Below are 16,910 nucleotides of genomic sequence, written 5' to 3'. Positions count from 1 at the left end.
CCTTCACGGGAAGGTCCGAGTGTATTGTGTTGATCTAACATAACATTATTTTCTCGATCTTCCGACTTTGACAGCCAATAAGCGCCTTAACATGCATTTTAAAAAGCTACCATTTCTTTATCTCTTTCCGGCATCTCTTTGTTTTTACGCGCAAGTATCCGCGCAAAAGACACCGGTTCAATACGTAAATACCAGGATCGGCACTGCTCCCTCCACCACCGAAAGCGCACGGGCGCACAGTGAAGCAGGTAGTGAGTTGAAGGGACAGACAATCCCGTCGGCCGGTGTGCCAAATGGCATGACGCAATGGACTGCCCAGACGCGGTCGACAGAAACAAAATGCATTGCTCCCTACTATTATACCGACAATAAATTTCAGGGATTCCGGGGAACTCACTGGCTGAATGGCTCCTGCGTTCAGGATTATGGTACGGTTACAATTATGCCAATGGCTGGGGAGCTGGTCACTAAACCCGAATTGCGCGCCAGTACTTTTTTACATGAAAAGGAACAAACCTCGCCGGATTATTACGGGATTTACCTGGAAGACGAAAAAATACATGCTGAGGTAACTGCATCAGCCCGCGCCGCGATCATGCGGTTCAGCTTTGAGAGCGGAGGCGAAACTTTCATTGTCATTGAACCAAACAGTGACGAGGGCCAGGGGTTTGTGGAAGTAAATCCGGAAAAAGGAGAGGTGGTAGGCTATAATCCGGTTCACCGGATCTACCAGGGAGCGGGGGAGCCGGCAGGGTTTAGCGGGTATTTTGTAATGAAATTTGATAGAAAGATTTTTCAGTCGGGCGTATGGCTGGCCGATACGATCACTCCGATAGGCAAGACCCTCGAAGGTCAGGGTAAAGGAGAGAAGCTAGGCGCCTACGTAGGGTTTGGAGATGGCGTGCAGACTGTAACTGTGAAGATCGGTACTTCGTTCACCAGCGTGGAAGGTGCCAGGCAGAACCTGGAAAAGGAAATCGGCAACACGGATTTTGAAACTGTAAGAAAATCGGCTGAAAAAGCCTGGAATGAAGCGCTTGGCAAGGTTCAGGTAAAAGGAAGTGAAAACGACAAAACACTTTTTTACAGCGCACTATACAGGACCAAGCTGCTGCCGCGGCTCTTCTCTGACGTGGATGGAAGTTATCCCTCTTTTGCGGGAGGTACTCCGGTTCAAAAAGCGGAAGGGTTTGACTATTACTGTGATTTCAGCTTGTGGGACAGTTTCCGGGGCGCTATGCCGCTTGGTATTCTGCTCGAACCTGCGAAGGCCGGGGATATGATGCAGTCACTTGTGAAAAAAGCAGAACAAGGTAACTGGATGCCTATTTTTCCGTGCTGGAACCACTATACCGCCGCAATGGTGGGCGACCACGCGCTGTCTGTTATTGCTGATGCATATAGTAAGAACGTCCGTAATTTCGACGTAAATACAGCTTACAATGCATTACGTAAAAACGCATTTGAAATTAATACTGATCCTGAAAGTTATGCATCGGGGAAAGGCCGCCGGGCGCTTGAATCCTATTTAAAATACAATTACGTTCCGCTCGAAGACAGTGTTCCGCTTGCGTATCACCAGCGCGAGCAGGTTTCCCGGACGCTGGAATATGCTTACGATGATTTCTGCCTTTCTGAGCTGGCTAATGCGCTTGGAAAAACAAAGGATGCCGAAATGCTTCGCAAAAGGGCATTTAATTACAAAAACGTGATCGATCCGTCCACAGGTTATGCGCGCGGTCGTTACGCGGACGGGCAATGGATAGGCGATTTCGATCCTTTTGCCAAACGCGCCAGCTTTATCACCGAAGGTTCACCTGCACAGTATACCTGGTTTGTCCCGCAGGATATTGCAGGTTTACAGAAAATAATAGGAGGTCGGGAAGCTCTCATCAGAAAGCTGGATACGCTTTTTGACCAGGGACATTACTGGCATGGCAACGAGCCCAATCACCAGATCGCTTACTTATATGCATTTGCCGGACAGCCCTGGAAAACGCAGCAGAGGACGCGCAAAATCATACGAGATGAATATGATACCAGTATCGGCGGGCTAAGCGGTAATGAAGATGGAGGACAAATGTCAGCGTGGCTGGCTTTCAGTATGATGGGCTTTTATCCCGTTACGCCCGGCATCAATCAGTATGTGCTTGGAAGTCCGATTTTTGAGGAAACAACCATTGACGTTTCGAAGGGCAAGAAATTTAGTGTCATTGCAAAAGGCATATCAGATACTGCCCCTTACATCCAGTCTGCGACTTTCAATGGAAAACCTTTTAATCGTACTTACATCACCCACGATGAAATTGTAAAAGGCGGTACACTTGTTCTAAAAATGGGCGAAAAGCCTAATACCCAATGGGGAGCAGCCGCGGATAGTGCTCCTTTTTCACTCACGGAAAGAAAGTGAAAAGGTAAGTTTGTTTGGTATAAATTAACGGAATACTTGGATAAAAGGAGATATTCTGAAATAATATTCTGGCTTACTGTTGCCCGGCAATACATTGTTTGTAAATATCGCCATTAGTCTTTAATTTTCACCCAATCATTCCTGTTTACTCCAACCCGATGAACCGTCGAAATTTCTTTGAAAAAGCGATACCAGCCAGTTTTGCATTAGGTACCATTGCTGCTTCATGCGCTCCCAAAACGCAGCAGTATTATCCTGACAAGCATTTTCACATCAGCCGTGGCTACCATCAGATCCCTAAATTAAGGCTTTCAATGGACCGAATTGTGAAAGAAACCGTGGGTCTTCGCCCCTTCCGTGCATCGGGACCCCGGCTTGACGTGGAGCAGCTTGGGAATAAAACACTTGTGCATAACTACGGACATGGAGGCAGCGGCTGGTCGCTTTCGTGGGGTACCGGCAATATTGCCCGTAACCATGTGCTCAAAACCGGGGAGAAGAAAGTCGCCGTCCTGGGTTGCGGTACCGTCGGCATTGCTACTTCACGGCTTTTGCAGGAAAGCGGCTGCGAAGTGACGATTTACACGAAAGATGTTCCACCCAATATCACAAGCAACCTGGCAACAGGTACCTGGTCTCCGGCTTCGCGGGTTTGCGACAAGAAGGTAGCCAGGCCCGAATTCCACGCGATCTGGGAAGAGGCAACGCGGTTTTCGCATCGGAGATTCCAGTTCCTACTCGGAATGAACGACATCGCCTGCTGGGCAGAGGAATACGGTGTTTTCAACCAGGCACCTGTGTATACGCCGGGAGCCGGCGGTGAAGATTTCGAAATAGAAGGCTTGCTGCCGGAACGTGTGCGGCTAAGTGCCAAAGAGCACCCTTTCAAAGCAGATTATGTGACGCGCCGCTCCAACATCATGTTCAATATCCCTACTTACCTGCGCCACCAGTTACAGGATTTTACCATGTTTGGGGGTGAAGTGAAAATTCAGGAGATTAGACGGTTAGAAGATATTGACGCATTGCCGGAAAAGGTGGTGGTGAACTGCATGGGGCTGGGTGCCAAGCCTGTTTTCAATGATGAAGAACTTACGCCGGTTTCTGGCCAGCTTTCCTGCCTGATCCCGCAGAGTGATGTCAATTACAAACTTTACACCCAGGGAGCTAATTTCATTTCCCGCAAAGACGGAATTTACATTGGAAGCAATGGGATTGTAGGTAACTGGGACACTACGCCAAGCAAGGAGCAAACCGAGAAAACGGTTGGTATTTTAATGAAAGTAATGGAGGATATGAAAGGCTAGTCTGCTATTCCTCTTTCACGTGATATCTTCTTCTGATTTCGTTGATCAGAAATTTTTTGTGCGCCGTAAAACTCTCGGGGTGCATTGTGGCAAATATGCTGCGCCACTCCTCAAAGCGGGCATTATCCTCCTTTTGGAATGCTGCCGGATCTATCTTTTTCAGGGTAAGGTATTCTTCAAACTCCATATCTCAGATTTTAGACGCAATATATCGGTTTAAAAGTATTCGCAACTTATCATGACTACTTGCGTTATTCGTTGATATTTGAATTCGCAACGTTCGTTGAGGACAATACTTTCGAAATTATTAAAAATGAAAATTGATTTACGCAGTGACACGGTCACCAAACCTACTCCGGAAATGCAGCAGGCAATGTGGGCGGCGGAAGTGGGAGACGATGTAATGGGCGATGATCCGACCGTGAATACATTGCAGGAAAAAGCCGCACAGCTATTTGGAATGGAAGAAGCATTGTTCTGCGCGTCGGGTACATTGACGAACCAGCTAGCGATTCGTGCGCACACACAGCCTGGCAGTGACGTCATTTGTGACAAATACTCCCACATTTACCTGTACGAAGGCGGCGGGATCATGCTCAATGCACTTTCGTCGGTGAAGCTGCTGGACGGCGACAGGGGCAGGCTCACAGCAACCCAGGTAGCAGATGCAATCAGCAACGAGCACGACATACATTCCACGGTAACACGCCTCGTTTCGCTTGAAAATACCATGAACAAAGGCGGGGGGAGTTACTATGCTATGGAGGAAATCCGTGCGATCAGGGATGTTTGTGATGCAAAAGGAATTCCATTGCACCTCGACGGCGCGCGGCTTTTCAATGCATTGGTGGAAACGGGTGAGCAGCCGGCCGAATATGGCGAACTTTTTGACAGCATCAGTATCTGTCTTTCCAAGGGGTTGGGCTGTCCGGTGGGTTCATTGCTGATCGGGACCAAAGAGGTAATCCGAAAAGCAAGGCGGTTTCGTAAAGTAATGGGCGGCGGCTGGCGCCAGGCAGGTTTTCTGGCGGCAGCGGGAATTTATGCACTGGATCACCACGTCCAACGCCTGAAAGAAGATCACCTGCGCGCCCGTGAGATTGGGGCAATGTTTGCAGCTAAACCGGAAGTAGAGGAGGTTTTTCCGGTTGATACCAATATCGTTATCATCAGACTGGCAGATGGAATGTCCGAGTCTGAGTATGTAAAGGATCTGGCTGAAAAGGATATTCTTGCTGTTGCTTTTGGAAAAAGCCTGGTGCGCTTTGTAACGCATCTTGACTTTACCGATCAGCATTTGGAAGAGTTAAGAAAAAGAACAGCCTGAACGATAACGTGCCAGGCTATACTTCGGGGATCGTTTCCTCGTATTCGTACTCAGAATTTGGTCCCTGGTAGATCACCGTCATTCCCGTGAGATCGGCTACGTAGGTATGTATGCCTGCGGCGCCTATCTCGCGCAGGAAAGTAGGGTAATCGGTTTCGCCTTCCTGTGAGCGCTTAATTGCCTTCTTCACTTCTTCCAGTTCAAAAGCTTCCGCACATTCAAATTCCGGAAGTTCGCCCGGGATCATCAGCTTGTCTCCATTCGCAGCAGTATAGGTACGCTGGTAGTTTCTCACTTTAACCTCATAATTATCCACCCCGATTGATTTCAGGGCCTTTACAAAATAAGGATAAGGTTGTCCCGCCGACCGCTGCTCTGCCGACCTGATCAGTTCTTCCGTTAATTCAATCATTTCCATAGCTATGTGTTTTTATTTAACTCCTAACCTTTAAAATTGCTGTGCCAGCTATTATTTGCGCCTTTTTGCCAGTCATCAGGCGATTCTGGCTGTATTGAGTGAGGGTACCCATTCATCTCGTTTACAAACCCGGCAGGTATGTGTCCCTGCTTTTAGCTCTTCGGTATTGCCGCAAAATGAACAGGAATGAAAACCGTCTTTAAAAACTGTCTTGCTTTTCTTGTAATACAAATTCGGTAACAGCGGCAGTCCGTATTTCACATCTTCGTCTTTGTAAAAAAAGATGCTCACTTCTCCCGAAGGTTCCAGCAAAGCTGTCCTGACCTGCCCCAGGTGCTCAATGCTTTTTGACCGCAGTTCCGAGAAGAATTCATCCTGTGCCAATGTTTCCTTTGAAAATTCGCTGATCGAAAACCTGCCTTCGTTGATCAGGCAAACGGTTTTTCCCTCAATCAATTTTTCAAAAAACTTACTCTTGCCTGTTAGCCAGGTTACAAGGCGATAGAGCATGATTATGGTCGCGAATACCACCAGCGCCGGGATAATCCCTACATCTTCATAAAACATCGGGTCACCTGCTGCCGAGCCCAGTGCGATAATGATGACCGTTTCGAAAATGGATAACTGCCTTACGCCCCGCTTACCCGTGATACGCAGGGCAGCGAGCAGGAAGACAAACATCACGGTCGATCGCAGGAGTACTTCCAGCAAAAAAATGGGAGGGAGTTCATTAAACAAAACCCGATCCCATTCCAGGATTTCCGTCATTTAGCAGAAAGATTTGAGCAAATGAAAAGATGTTACTTTACACCTGACGGGTAAGGTAACATCTTTTTGCACTTGTTTAGTCGAGGTATAGTGTGACTGGCGATTTTAATTCGCTACATCTTCATCATCGTGATGCACGATCAGAGAACTTCTTGTATCCAGCTTCTTAATCATTTCATTCGTCATAGTATCCGCATAAACCCCGTAGCTGCTGATCAGTGTTCCTTTAAGACCATCCTTTGATTCAATCGCATAAACAATGGACATATCTCCGGGGTCTGTCATACCTTCAAAACGGTAAACCTGAACAATGTCAAAATCCTCGGGCGAGAGGTTCAGGCAAATTCCATCCTCCTTGTGCACTTCTAACGCGTGTGCAGTAAGGTTGAAATCGTATGTGAAACCCTCTTTTTTCAAATCTTCAAGCGTCCCCACCAGAGTATCCGGTTCTGACATGTTTTTATTGGAAGGATGTTCCTTTTTGGTTTGATCCTTATCCGTTCCTTGCAAGTCCATATCTAATTTGTTTAAGGTTATAATTGGGATATCATATCTCCCGATATGTATATGTTCTAAACCTCTTTGTTTTTAGAGGCAGGTGATTCTGTTTGTTTTAAAAACGCTGCGCTGTTTACGGCCTCACCAGAAAAAAGTATGCCTTGCAGTCGCAATGTCACCGGTTAGTGATTTGCGAGTGCGTTAAATGCCTTCGCAGCTACGCAAATGTCCTTTTCACAACCTGCGAATGCCGGGTTGCGGTTGTTTGTAGATTGTTTTTGTACAGCTAAATCTTGCCAAAATTTTAAATTTGACACGTACATTTTGAGGTGCTTTGACCTCAGTTTGTCTTAAAATGTAGAAAGAAAAATGCCCTTGGAGCGACAGGAACTTACTTCGGGCGGTAAACCAGCTGTCCGGTATGGTAAGCTGCAAAGCAGCCTAGCCCGCCGTCGATATTGGTGAACACGAGCGAAGGCTCTACAAACGGATTATCGGCGTTTCGCGCATTGTCCAGTGACTTATGGTACCTGTAATAATCTTCATCGGTGTTCAGTACCTCCATAATTATCGCGATGATCTTCGGATTCGGGTATACCGTGAAGTAAGGTCCGCTGCCTGCGCCATAGCCCTGGGGAACAGGCAGGCGCAATGTACCCCGCGGGGAGGTAAAAACGGTTCCGTCGAGGTTAGCGTCGCTTTGGAAGTTATCGCGGCCGATCGTCTCTTCCCAGCTCACGTTGAATCGGTTTCGCACCCGGCGCTCCTTGTACTCAGTCGCAATCGGATCGTCGGGAATGCTGTATTCAAGATCAATGAATGCTCTTACACGATAATAGTTGCGCTCTCCCGGAATGTCATTCCATTTCATTTTCAATGTCAGCGTAGTATCGCCGAAGTTGGAATAGGTTGTATCCAGTTCAAAGTCTGTGGGTACTGCCACTTTACGGGGTACTACGCAAGAGGAGGTCACGGTGCGCTTTTCATCGGAGACCGTAATCTTGTAAGTTTTACCCGGTTCAATAGGGAATCTGAGTTTGTCGATAACATAAAGGTTATTGGCTGAGTCGAACGGGACGATTACGTCCCGGGTTCCGTCGGAAAGCTTGACCGATGCATTACGGATAATTCCAGGCGTAGCATTTGGCGCTCCGAAAAGCGGGCGGGATTGGGTGACAACTACGTAAGTACGCTGGTTCTCAGGAGCAATAAAGGCCTGAACTGTTAGCTTGGATTCTGTTTTGGGTAAATCGGCATCGTCAATTTCCGTCACCAGCGATTCGCAAGCAGACAAGCCGATCCACATTATTAAAGCCATTATAGTGCTGATTTTCATAGATCAAAACTTGAAATTATAGCTGAATGAAGGAAGTATAGGGAAAAGCGAGTAGCGTTTCAATGTTTTTTTGTTCCTGACGAATGGGCCTTCCGTTACCGTTTCACTGTCGATATTGTAAAAGAATGGATTGCGCCTGTTGTAGATATTGTAAACGTCGAATTCCCAGGTGCGCTCGTGTCTTTTTTTCTTTTTGTGAAACTGAATTGCGACATCGCCGCGGTGAAAAGGCTCAGCACGATAGCTGTTTTTTTGTCCATATTCATTTACTTCTCGGCCACCATAGTCGATTATGGTTTGTCCGTCTGGCATCACGCGCGGGATGAAATTGTCCCTCAATCCTGTATAAGTGGCGACAGGCAGCGTCAATGCATTTCCGGTACCGTAAACCCAGGTTGCACTCAGGGTAATGCGTTTACTAAGCTCGTAAATTCCCACAACCGACAAATCGTGTCTCCGGTCGTAGCGTGGGAAGAAGGTGCGTCCGAAATTCAGCTCGGGAAATTTCCAGTAAGTCCAGGACAGCGTGTAGCCGATCCAGCCAGAGAACCGACCTGTTTTCTTTTGAATTAAAAATTCAGTTCCATAGGACCAGCCTTTGCCGGCAGTAACATTTTCTTCCCAGCTCAGCTCATTTGCATTTTCCCCATTGAAACTCAAAAAAGAAGATCCTTCCTTGTAGTTGAGAATATTGTCCATTGCCTTGTAATAGCCTTCCAGCGTTAATGTAATAGCCGGTTTTTCGAGGTCCTTTGCAAAGCCAACTGCTACCTGTCTGGATTGCTGGGGAGCCACGCGGTCGGTAGTAGGTACCCAGAGATCGGTAGGCAGCCCAAGGCCGGTGTTGGACAACAAGTGTACATATTGGTTCATTTGTGCATAGGAGGCTTTGAACGAGAAATCTTTGGCCAACCTTAATGCAGCTGAAAACCGGGGTTCCGGTCTGATATAATTTTTGGTCTCGGTTTGAAAAGAGCTCAATCTGAACCCTGCATTAATTTTAAGTGCATCAAGTGCCTGCCAGGTGTCTTCAATGTACAGGCCGGCTTCGAGCGAGTTCACCGGCCTGACAGAGCGTTCGATAGCATTATTGATAAATGAGCCTTCAATCGCGAGTGCCGAAGGTATAAACCGGTGGAAAGTCGCAAGGCCGCCGAATTTCACGGCGTGCTTCGTTGACGGGTAAAAGTCAAAGTCTATTTTACCTCCCAGGTCACGTATTTTTGAGCTGTAAGCCAGGCTGAATTCATCCGTATTGCTTCCGCTGATCTCTTTGGAATAACTTGAAACCCCGAAGTCGAAATTGCTGTAAATGAAGGAGGTATTTACGAAAAGCTTTTGATTAAGTACGTGGTTCCAGCGCATGGTTGCAGTTGCATTCCCCCAGGCGAGTCCGGCCTTTGTTTCAGAATCAGAGCTTTTTTCATTGGCGTGGAACTTGTCTCTTCCAAAATAGCCGCTGATATAAAGCTTGTCTTTCGAGCCCAGATCGTAATTCATTTTCGCATTCAGATCATAGAAATAATAGCCAGGCTTTACCTGGCTGTCTGATCCCTGCTGTGACTGGGCTATAAAAGGAGCTGCCAGAATATCAATGTAAGTACGTCTTCCCGAGATCAGAAAAGAGGATTTACCTTTTGAAATAGGGCCTTCCAAAGTAAGTCTTGAAGATATCAGTCCGATTCCTCCTTCTCCGTGCAGCTTTTCTTTGCTGCCTTCTTTCATATTCATTTCCAGGACCGACGAAAGCCTGCCCCCGTAACGCGCCGGAAAACCGCCTTTTGTCAGTTCCACGCTTTTCAATGCGTCGCTGTTGAATATGGAAAAAAAGCCGAAAAGGTGATTGGCATTGTAAACTACCGCGTCGTCGAGAATGATGAGGTTTTGGTCTGGTCCGCCGCCGCGTACGTAAAGGCCGGTTTGTCCCTCAGTCCCTTTTTGAACGCCCGGCATCAGCTGCAAAACGCGGAGTACATCTTTTTCACCAAAGAAAGCGGGTATCTTTTTAAGCTGCTGAATGGGAATTTCCACCTTGCTCATTTGCACGTCACGGCTCACATAATCTTCCTGCTTTCTTGCAGAAACCAACACTTCTTCCAGCTGGGTAATGGTAGCAAGGAATATATCCAGCTCAGCATTGCGGCGTAAGCTTACCTGGCGGGTTACTTTTTCGTAACCGACAAAAGAAAATGAAATACTGGCAGAGTCGGCCTTTGGAAGGGTGAGTGAGTAAAATCCGTATGTGTTGGTAACTGTGCCGTAAGGAGAATCCTCGATGTACACATTCACGCCTGGCAATTGTTCCTGACTTCCGTTTTCTTTCACGAAGCCGCTGATTGTTATACGTTCCTGCGCCAGGGCAGCTATGGAGAGAAGAAAAAGAAGAGGAGTAAACAAAAATCGCATAGCGCGGGAGCTGGTTCGCTTTTGTAACGACCTGATAAAATTAATATTATGGTACGTATCAGCATAACCAGCCCGCCGCAGCGCTCCTTCTTAGTTCATACTTATCGCATTGTCTTCCATATTGTTCCGTAACATCAACCCCGAAGAGACACTCGCCAGAACAAGTTTGAGATTTGAATCCAGATCCTTCTTAAACCAGACTTTTCCATTGTTGATTGTAGATACTGCCGCCACTACCTTTCCGTCCAATGTAAATTGATAACCGTAAACGTCATTTTGGGTCAAAAACGAAGAGGAGCCTTCTAGTTCGCGAATACCTTCGATCTCTATTTTAGTACGATTCGTGCGTACAAAGCCGACTGTGCTGTTTTTACCTAAACTCCGGCTTGCTCCGTCTACATTGTGGACCAGAAAGTCCCAGGATTCATCGGATTCTGCTACTTTGACTGTTCCAGCAAAGTAGTTTTTGTATTTAAGAGAAATAGAAAAGTAATCTTCCAAAGGCTCGTATTCGGTTTCCTTAAACCTGCTGACAAGCGCTACATCGGCAGAGGCGCCATTTAAACCGAATTGCTGGAAGCTGATCTTTTCGCGGGCTCCATTGAACTTGACAATAAATGGAAGCGAATAGCTAAATGTCCACCCACGCTTAACCTTGCTGGTTGTGTAGTCACCGAAAGAAAGTACCTGACCGATCTGAAATCCCTGGCGGCCTTTTACCTGGTAAGTTTCAGTTTCGGTTTTAAGCTGGTTGTTCACCGCGACCTCGGCAGTCCGGCAGGCAAATAGAGAAATTGAGAAAGCGGCCGTGAAAAGAAGGCCTTTTGCAAAGTGTAAAGAGGATTTGAATCGCTGGTTCATGGTAATCAATTATTTTTTTATTTCCAGAACCAAGAAAAGACAGGAAGGTTGCAGCTGTGAGCAAAATTCTTCGTAAACGGCAAAGGAGGCCCATTCGAGCCTCCCTTAAAGTTGATTGCCGAAAGCCGACAGCCGAAGTCATTTCACCCCCTTAACCCTCATTTTTAATCCATAAACAGTGGTCTCCGCGGTTATAAAAAGCAAGTCACGGTTTTTGCCTCCAAAACAAAGATTTGCAGTCCAGCCGTTGTGAACCGGGAAGTGCGCAATTTGTTCACCTTTTTTATCAAAAACGGTCACTCCCTTCCCGGTAATGTACAGGTTTTCTTCCTCGTCCAGGATCATTCCGTCAGAACCTTTTGAAACAAAAAGCGTCCTGTTGGTCAATGTTCCGTCGTTCTGAATGTCGTATTTGTAAGTCTTGTTGTCGCCGATATCTGCGACATATAATGTTTTGCCGTCGGGTGTGCCGATGATACCATTTGGTTTTTTGATGTGCTCGTCTACACGTATCAATTTCTTGTGATCCGGGGTTAGATAATAAACGTGCTCGCCGTCCTGCTGCATAGCAGGGTCGCGTTTCCAGTAATCGCGTTTGTAGAGCGGATCGGTCAGGTAAATGCCGCCTTTTGCGTCTATCCAGAGGTCGTTTGGTCCATTCAGCAGCTTGCCTTCATAATCTTTGACAAGCACGGTTGCTTTTCCATTCTTATCAAAAGACCACACCTGATTGTCCTCATCCGAACAGGCCACGAGATTCCCTTTTTGATCAAAATACATTCCGTTTGCTCGACCGGGATTATCAGAAAAAACGGAGAATTTGCCTGTTTCTGCATCCCAGCGAATGATTTTGTTGTTGGGCTGATCAGTAAAGAATACATTTCCGTCTTTATCGGGAGTGGGTCCTTCCGTGAATTTGTACCCGTCACCTAGTTTCTCGACCTGTGCGCCCGGGGCTACTATTGATTTTGAATCCATGATTTGTGCTGAAAGTAAAACCGGAATGAACAATGCTGTTAATCCCGAGAAAATAGAAAATATACCTGCTGTTCGTTTCATAGTAAAAACAATGCCGGGTTGAGTTGCTTCGGCAATGTTCTAAAAAGTCGGTATGCGCTGTTTCCTTACTTATCAAATCCTGGACGGAGCGACGCCGTAGGCTTTTTTGAATGCGAACGAAAAGTGCGAGAGGTCTTCAAAACCAATTTCGAGGTACACATCCGAAGGCGCTTTTCCTTTTTCTTTAACGAGGTAATAAGCTTCCTGCAGCCTGCGCTGCACAAGCCAGCGACTGGGTGAAATGTGGAAGATCTTTTCGAAATCACGCTTGAATGTCGCCAGGCTTCTTCCTGTGAGGTAGGCGAAGCGTTTCAGCTGCACATTAAAATGAAAGTTCTGGTTCATAAAACCTTCCAGGTCAATTTTGCCCGGCTCGGTGAAATCAAACAGAATGTCTTTCAAATGCGGATTTGTTTGTAACAAAACCAGCAATGCCTCGCGCAATTTCAAAGCTACCAAATTTGGATTATCGGGCTGACTCGCCTCGTAATAGGGGATAAGCGAGTCGATAAAGCTTTTCAGCAGCTTGTCGGAATGCAATTCTATCACCGATTCGTTCCGCTGGTGCGGTTCTGCGCGGTAACCATATTCCAGACTGAAATTGCGCAACGTTGGCTGATCGAAAAAGATAGAGATCGCTTTGAAATCGCCATTTTCAGGTGGATACTTACTGAACTTGATCAGACTGTTTCTCCTGCTCAATCTGAAATCTCCTTCGTTGCTTTGGTACTCGCTACGCCCATCATTGAGCACCAGGGAGCCAGCAATCTGGAAGCTGAAAACATGTTCCTGAACAAACTGTTCGCCTTCGCGGCTCCTCGAATGGTAGCAGGAATACACAATGGGCGGTATTTTGGAATCTTGAACCGGCTCGATCATCAGTATCGAATTATATCAAAGAAACAGCATTGCAGGCGCGAATTGTTCTGCAATGCTGTTTTCGGTTTCAAATGCAATTTGACTAAATACCCTTCATTGTCTGATAAACCTTGCCGGCTTCTGATTCAAAGAAGTTCTCAGATTCATCGTGATCTGTGGAAAGACTTACCTGCATCCACCTTTCGAGTTCCGCCTGCCGGGTCGCGTCGGCGCGCTGTAAAATACCGACCGCCTCACTTCCAAGCACCAGATGCAGCGGAGGCTCGGGGTGATTGGCTACATCCACCATTACTTTTGCAGCCTTGTCAGGATCGCCCACTGGGATGAATGCGCCGCTTGCGAGAAATTTCTGGATTCCACCTACTGTTTGTTTATAGTCTTCTATCTCAGGCGCATAGCTCATGGAAGCACCTGCCCAATCCGTGCGGAATCCGCCTGGTTCAATGCATGTCACTTTGATATTCAGCGGCGCTACTTCCTTGGATAATGCCTCGCTAAATCCTGCCAGTCCGAATTTGGCGGCCTGATACATTGTCAGCCCGGCGCCACCTACACGTCCGCCGATGGAGCTGATCTGCAAAATGCGGCGGATCGTTGTTTACGCATGTGCGGAAGCACGGCACGGGTTACTTCAATGGGTGCGTACAGATTAGTATTCAGCTGACTTTGAACCTGTTCATCGGTAAATGCTTCTGCCGCTCCGGTGATGCCGAAACCTGCATTATTCACCAGCACGTCAATTCTTCCAAAATGCTGAACAGCGTCGGCCACCGCAGCGTAGATCTGTTCCTTGTCCGTTACATCCAGCTGTATCGGATAAATCTGGTCTGGATACCGGTGGACTAACTCTTCTAGTTGTTCTGTATTTCGGGCAGTCGCAGCCACTTTATCGCCGCTTGCAAGTAGTGCTGCTGTGAGGCTTTTTCCCAATCCACGGGAGCTGCCTGTAATAAACCAAACCTTTGTCATCGTATTTTCTTTTTGAATTAACGATAGCAAAGTTCGGCGGAAATGGATGGGTGAGCTTTGCTGAAAAGCTCAAATTTGGTTTGTTGAAAAGCTCAGATGATTGCAGCAGTCCGGTGATTTACAAAGGAACACAACTGACATTTTCTCCTGCAAACACTAATTTAAACGTTCGTGCACTTTCGTGCATTCGTGGCAAAAAACACTAAGGCGGTTAAAAGTCAAGCTGGCAAGCAAAATAAAAAAGGTGCCGCATGTGGCACCTCAATAACTATGGAATTAACCTCTGTTGGCTTTTTTCAAGACCTTCCAGAAACTGCCTGGCTCGGGCTGTTTTCTTTGGAAAGAGGTCACGGTCACCTATTTTTATCAGTAACTGCCGCAAAAACTCGGCTTGCTCTTCCGGGTCATTTGGAATGTTAGATGTATATTTTTCTTTTGTTTCCATGTTTTAAAGTTACAGTTATTTTTTAAAAAAGAGAATGGCATCATACAAGCGTCCTGGTATATAAAGCTCAGTTATAAGGCTGCTGTTTTCTTTTAAAAATCCACCTAAAAACCAGTAGTGTAAACCCAGTACCTGAAAGTTTTTCTCAACGTAACCGCGATAAAGCGTGATTCGCTGATTAAACTTACGGCAAGTTTTGGTGCAGCGTTTCATGCATGTTTCCCTGCATCTCTCTGCGAAGTCTGTACTGCTGTCGCTTCCCTGCACCATGATGATTGCTTCCGGGAAATTTTCAAAGAATGGTGGAATGGTAGAGAGAACGGTTCGAAATACCTTGTATGCATCGCCATTGTTAGACTTTGCCTGATCAATAATGTCGTCTGATTGCGGATCATAATCTCCAAACCCAAGGTTATATACATTTTTACCTTCAAACTTTTCGATAAAAGTGTACTGCACAGCCTTAATTATAGTAGCAGAGCCTTTGCTCGTAAACATGAATTTATATCCAACCGGTAATTTGATTTCCTGAATCCTATAAGCATCGGACAAGTTTGCCATTCAGAAGATGTTACATGAATTGGCAAAAGTTAGGAAGGCGTTTTAACTTCTTTGTCTTCGATTAGCAGAAGGCAATTGCAAAATGATCGTCCGGCTTCATTCCGGATTTAAAGCGCGCCAAGCTGCCGCAACACTTCCCTGGTGATTGTCTTCCGGCAATTTCCAAACTCCGCATTTACAGTACTTCGTTTCTTACTTACCCGCGTCGCAAAGAAATACACATTATCTTTCCGTTCCACATAGCCAACCCACCATCCAATGTCATTTCCATCGACGCGCGTCCAGCCGGTTTTGGCGCGGAGCGTGTAATCGGCAGTTTGTTCATTGATCATTACCTTTTTAAGAATGTCAAGATTCCGCTTTGAAAATGGCACTTTTCCAGCGTAAACCGCTTCGAGAAAGGCAACTTGATTGCGAGGTGAAACACCGAAGGCCCCGAAATTCCAAAAGTCGTCGCCTTTTTCTGACAGGATATTATTCCCGTATTTGGCAGCTTTCAGGTAATGCAGGTATCGTTCCCGGCCGATCCTTTTTGCCAGTTCAATAAACGCCCATCCAGCTGACTCCTCAAATGCTTCTTTGACAGAAATATCATGGTATATTTCTGGCCGGTAACCATACAGCGTCGTGTCGGTCGAACCTGGCCACTTGACGATCTCGTTTTCATCTTGAATCACCACCTGTTTGGAGCGCGATGAGCAGGTTGATGATCTTGAATGTAGAAGCGGGCTGCGTCTCCTGACGTGAATCCATTTCATCATTCGTCAGCCATTTTCCCTTTTTGTGATCGTAAATGGTGATGCTGCCGGTAAGGTTGCAGGACTTGAATGGAGTGGTAAGGTCCTGTGCGAGAGTGGCGAGGGAGAGGAGCAGAAGGAAAAGAGTATGTGTAACCGTTTGCATCAGGATGTTGGTTGCTATAGATTGATGAATATAAATTGTTTCTTCGATCATTAATAAGCTTTAATATGGAATGTGTTTCTCTGTAGCACTTACTAATAAGTATAATGTGACTAATGGTTACAGGAAGTCAATCCCAGATCTCCAATTGAGGATTTCTCCTCAATTCCCCCGCAGGCTCAATAATCAACTTATCGTCTTCCATCCGCACTGTAATGTGCTCGCCACAATCAAAGCCCAAATCTTCCAGCCATTTTCCACAAAGACGGATTTCGGGAACGAACTTGAAGTTCCATTGAGAAGTCTGCTGGAATTTGGGATAGATTTTTAGTCGGCGTTCTTTGAATTTATTCATCAATAAGAGATCTGTTTGTCATCACAAATGTTTACAGTAAATGTAGAGTAAATTCTGAAATGTAAACACATGTGATGACATCTTTTTTCCGTCAATGCGACAGCTTGTGTCGTGGAAAAAACAGAGCTTCAAAAATTAGTAGGAAAAAGAATCATCCAACTTCGGACAGAAAAAGGTTGGAGTCAGTCAGATCTTGCCCGGGCTTGTGAAAAAGACAGGCAATCAATAGAAAGGATAGAGAATGGAAAAGTTTCGCCTTCGCTTTATACGTTGTATGAGATTGCGACGGCGCTGGAAACCCGTTTGGAAGAGTTGGTCCAAGTATGATTGATGTGCGTGTGATCAAAGGATCTATTAGCTGCGCTGATAGACCGGGGACACTACCAACTCTTCAATTTCAGTCCATGCAAT

18 protein-coding genes and 1 pseudogene are annotated in these 16,910 nt (G+C 46.3%); 4 read left to right on the top strand and 15 right to left on the bottom strand.

Going from position 1 to position 16,910, the window contains the following annotated elements:
- Nucleotides 1-91 precede the first annotated feature (91 nt).
- Both Q369_RS0102480 and Q369_RS0102475 read left to right on the top strand, forming a co-directional pair.
- On the top strand, nucleotides 92-2,410 hold the full coding sequence (locus Q369_RS0102480) for a GH92 family glycosyl hydrolase (RefSeq protein WP_031526152.1): 2,319 nt from the start codon (nucleotides 92-94) through the stop codon (nucleotides 2,408-2,410).
- A gap of 158 nt (nucleotides 2,411-2,568) precedes the next feature.
- Nucleotides 2,569-3,717 (top strand): FAD-dependent oxidoreductase, encoded by a 1,149-nt coding sequence (locus tag Q369_RS0102475; protein WP_031526150.1) that lies wholly within the window; start codon nucleotides 2,569-2,571, stop codon nucleotides 3,715-3,717.
- A 4-nt stretch (nucleotides 3,718-3,721) separates the two neighbouring features.
- Here Q369_RS0102475 and Q369_RS0102470 read toward each other — a convergent pair whose 3' ends face one another.
- Nucleotides 3,722-3,904 (bottom strand): hypothetical protein, encoded by a 183-nt coding sequence (locus Q369_RS0102470; RefSeq protein ID WP_031526148.1) that lies wholly within the window; start codon nucleotides 3,902-3,904, stop codon nucleotides 3,722-3,724.
- Nucleotides 3,905-4,030: 126 nt separating this feature from the next.
- Between Q369_RS0102470 and Q369_RS0102465 the strand changes: the two genes are divergently transcribed.
- Entirely contained in the window at nucleotides 4,031-5,044 is a 1,014-nt protein-coding gene (locus tag Q369_RS0102465; protein ID WP_031526147.1) for a threonine aldolase family protein, read from the top strand.
- A 16-nt stretch (nucleotides 5,045-5,060) separates the two neighbouring features.
- Here Q369_RS0102465 and Q369_RS0102460 read toward each other — a convergent pair whose 3' ends face one another.
- The 14 genes and pseudogenes from Q369_RS0102460 to Q369_RS0102395 form a co-directional block, all read right to left on the bottom strand.
- A complete protein-coding gene (locus Q369_RS0102460) occupies nucleotides 5,061-5,462 on the bottom strand; it encodes a DUF1398 domain-containing protein (protein WP_031526146.1) in 402 nt (133 codons plus the stop codon).
- A gap of 75 nt (nucleotides 5,463-5,537) precedes the next feature.
- The gene (locus tag Q369_RS0102455) at nucleotides 5,538-6,230 is read right to left on the bottom strand and encodes a DUF421 domain-containing protein (protein WP_031526145.1); all 693 of its coding nucleotides are present in this window, start codon (nucleotides 6,228-6,230) and stop codon (nucleotides 5,538-5,540) included.
- A gap of 105 nt (nucleotides 6,231-6,335) precedes the next feature.
- Nucleotides 6,336-6,746: a hypothetical protein gene (locus Q369_RS0102450; RefSeq protein WP_031526143.1), complete on the bottom strand. Its 411-nt coding sequence runs from the start codon at nucleotides 6,744-6,746 to the stop codon at nucleotides 6,336-6,338.
- A gap of 373 nt (nucleotides 6,747-7,119) precedes the next feature.
- A complete protein-coding gene (locus Q369_RS0102440; protein WP_229206717.1) occupies nucleotides 7,120-8,046 on the bottom strand; it encodes a DUF4249 domain-containing protein in 927 nt (308 codons plus the stop codon).
- Between the two features lie 21 nt (nucleotides 8,047-8,067).
- The gene (locus tag Q369_RS0102435; protein WP_031526139.1) at nucleotides 8,068-10,470 is read right to left on the bottom strand and encodes a TonB-dependent receptor; all 2,403 of its coding nucleotides are present in this window, start codon (nucleotides 10,468-10,470) and stop codon (nucleotides 8,068-8,070) included.
- A gap of 90 nt (nucleotides 10,471-10,560) precedes the next feature.
- Nucleotides 10,561-11,331, bottom strand: coding sequence for a hypothetical protein (locus tag Q369_RS0102430; protein WP_031526138.1), 771 nt, complete (start codon nucleotides 11,329-11,331; stop codon nucleotides 10,561-10,563).
- Nucleotides 11,332-11,469: 138 nt separating this feature from the next.
- Nucleotides 11,470-12,309: an SMP-30/gluconolactonase/LRE family protein gene (locus tag Q369_RS0102425; RefSeq protein ID WP_229206716.1), complete on the bottom strand. Its 840-nt coding sequence runs from the start codon at nucleotides 12,307-12,309 to the stop codon at nucleotides 11,470-11,472.
- Nucleotides 12,310-12,462: 153 nt separating this feature from the next.
- Nucleotides 12,463-13,269, bottom strand: a complete 807-nt coding sequence (locus tag Q369_RS0102420) for a helix-turn-helix domain-containing protein (RefSeq protein WP_031526136.1) — start codon at nucleotides 13,267-13,269, stop codon at nucleotides 12,463-12,465.
- A gap of 82 nt (nucleotides 13,270-13,351) precedes the next feature.
- Nucleotides 13,352-13,849, bottom strand: coding sequence for an SDR family NAD(P)-dependent oxidoreductase (locus tag Q369_RS29805; RefSeq protein ID WP_374754341.1), 498 nt, complete (start codon nucleotides 13,847-13,849; stop codon nucleotides 13,352-13,354).
- Complete coding sequence (locus tag Q369_RS29800; RefSeq protein WP_374754340.1) at nucleotides 13,819-14,238, bottom strand: SDR family NAD(P)-dependent oxidoreductase; 420 nt, start codon at nucleotides 14,236-14,238, stop codon at nucleotides 13,819-13,821. The genes Q369_RS29805 and Q369_RS29800 overlap by 31 nt, the downstream gene beginning before the upstream one ends.
- A 268-nt stretch (nucleotides 14,239-14,506) precedes the next feature.
- Complete coding sequence (locus Q369_RS28960; protein WP_157488010.1) at nucleotides 14,507-14,683, bottom strand: hypothetical protein; 177 nt, start codon at nucleotides 14,681-14,683, stop codon at nucleotides 14,507-14,509.
- 15 nt (nucleotides 14,684-14,698) lie between these two features.
- The gene (locus tag Q369_RS0102405) at nucleotides 14,699-15,244 is read right to left on the bottom strand and encodes a DUF6934 family protein (RefSeq protein WP_031526135.1); all 546 of its coding nucleotides are present in this window, start codon (nucleotides 15,242-15,244) and stop codon (nucleotides 14,699-14,701) included.
- A 107-nt stretch (nucleotides 15,245-15,351) separates the two neighbouring features.
- A pseudogene (locus Q369_RS27480) lies at nucleotides 15,352-16,147 on the bottom strand (penicillin-binding transpeptidase domain-containing protein).
- 127 nt (nucleotides 16,148-16,274) lie between these two features.
- Nucleotides 16,275-16,499: a SymE family type I addiction module toxin gene (locus Q369_RS0102395; protein WP_031526134.1), complete on the bottom strand. Its 225-nt coding sequence runs from the start codon at nucleotides 16,497-16,499 to the stop codon at nucleotides 16,275-16,277.
- 111 nt (nucleotides 16,500-16,610) lie between these two features.
- On the opposite strand from Q369_RS0102395, the gene Q369_RS0102390 reads away from it, so the two are divergent.
- Complete coding sequence (locus Q369_RS0102390) at nucleotides 16,611-16,826, top strand: helix-turn-helix transcriptional regulator (RefSeq protein ID WP_031526132.1); 216 nt, start codon at nucleotides 16,611-16,613, stop codon at nucleotides 16,824-16,826.
- Nucleotides 16,827-16,910 lie beyond the last annotated feature (84 nt).

This window comes from Dyadobacter crusticola DSM 16708 (assembly GCF_000701505.1).
In the GTDB taxonomy this organism is placed as follows: Bacteria; Bacteroidota; Bacteroidia; order Cytophagales; family Spirosomataceae; genus Dyadobacter; species Dyadobacter crusticola.
Note: the sequence above shows the minus strand (reverse complement) of the source record. Positions and strands in the feature narration are given on the sequence as shown.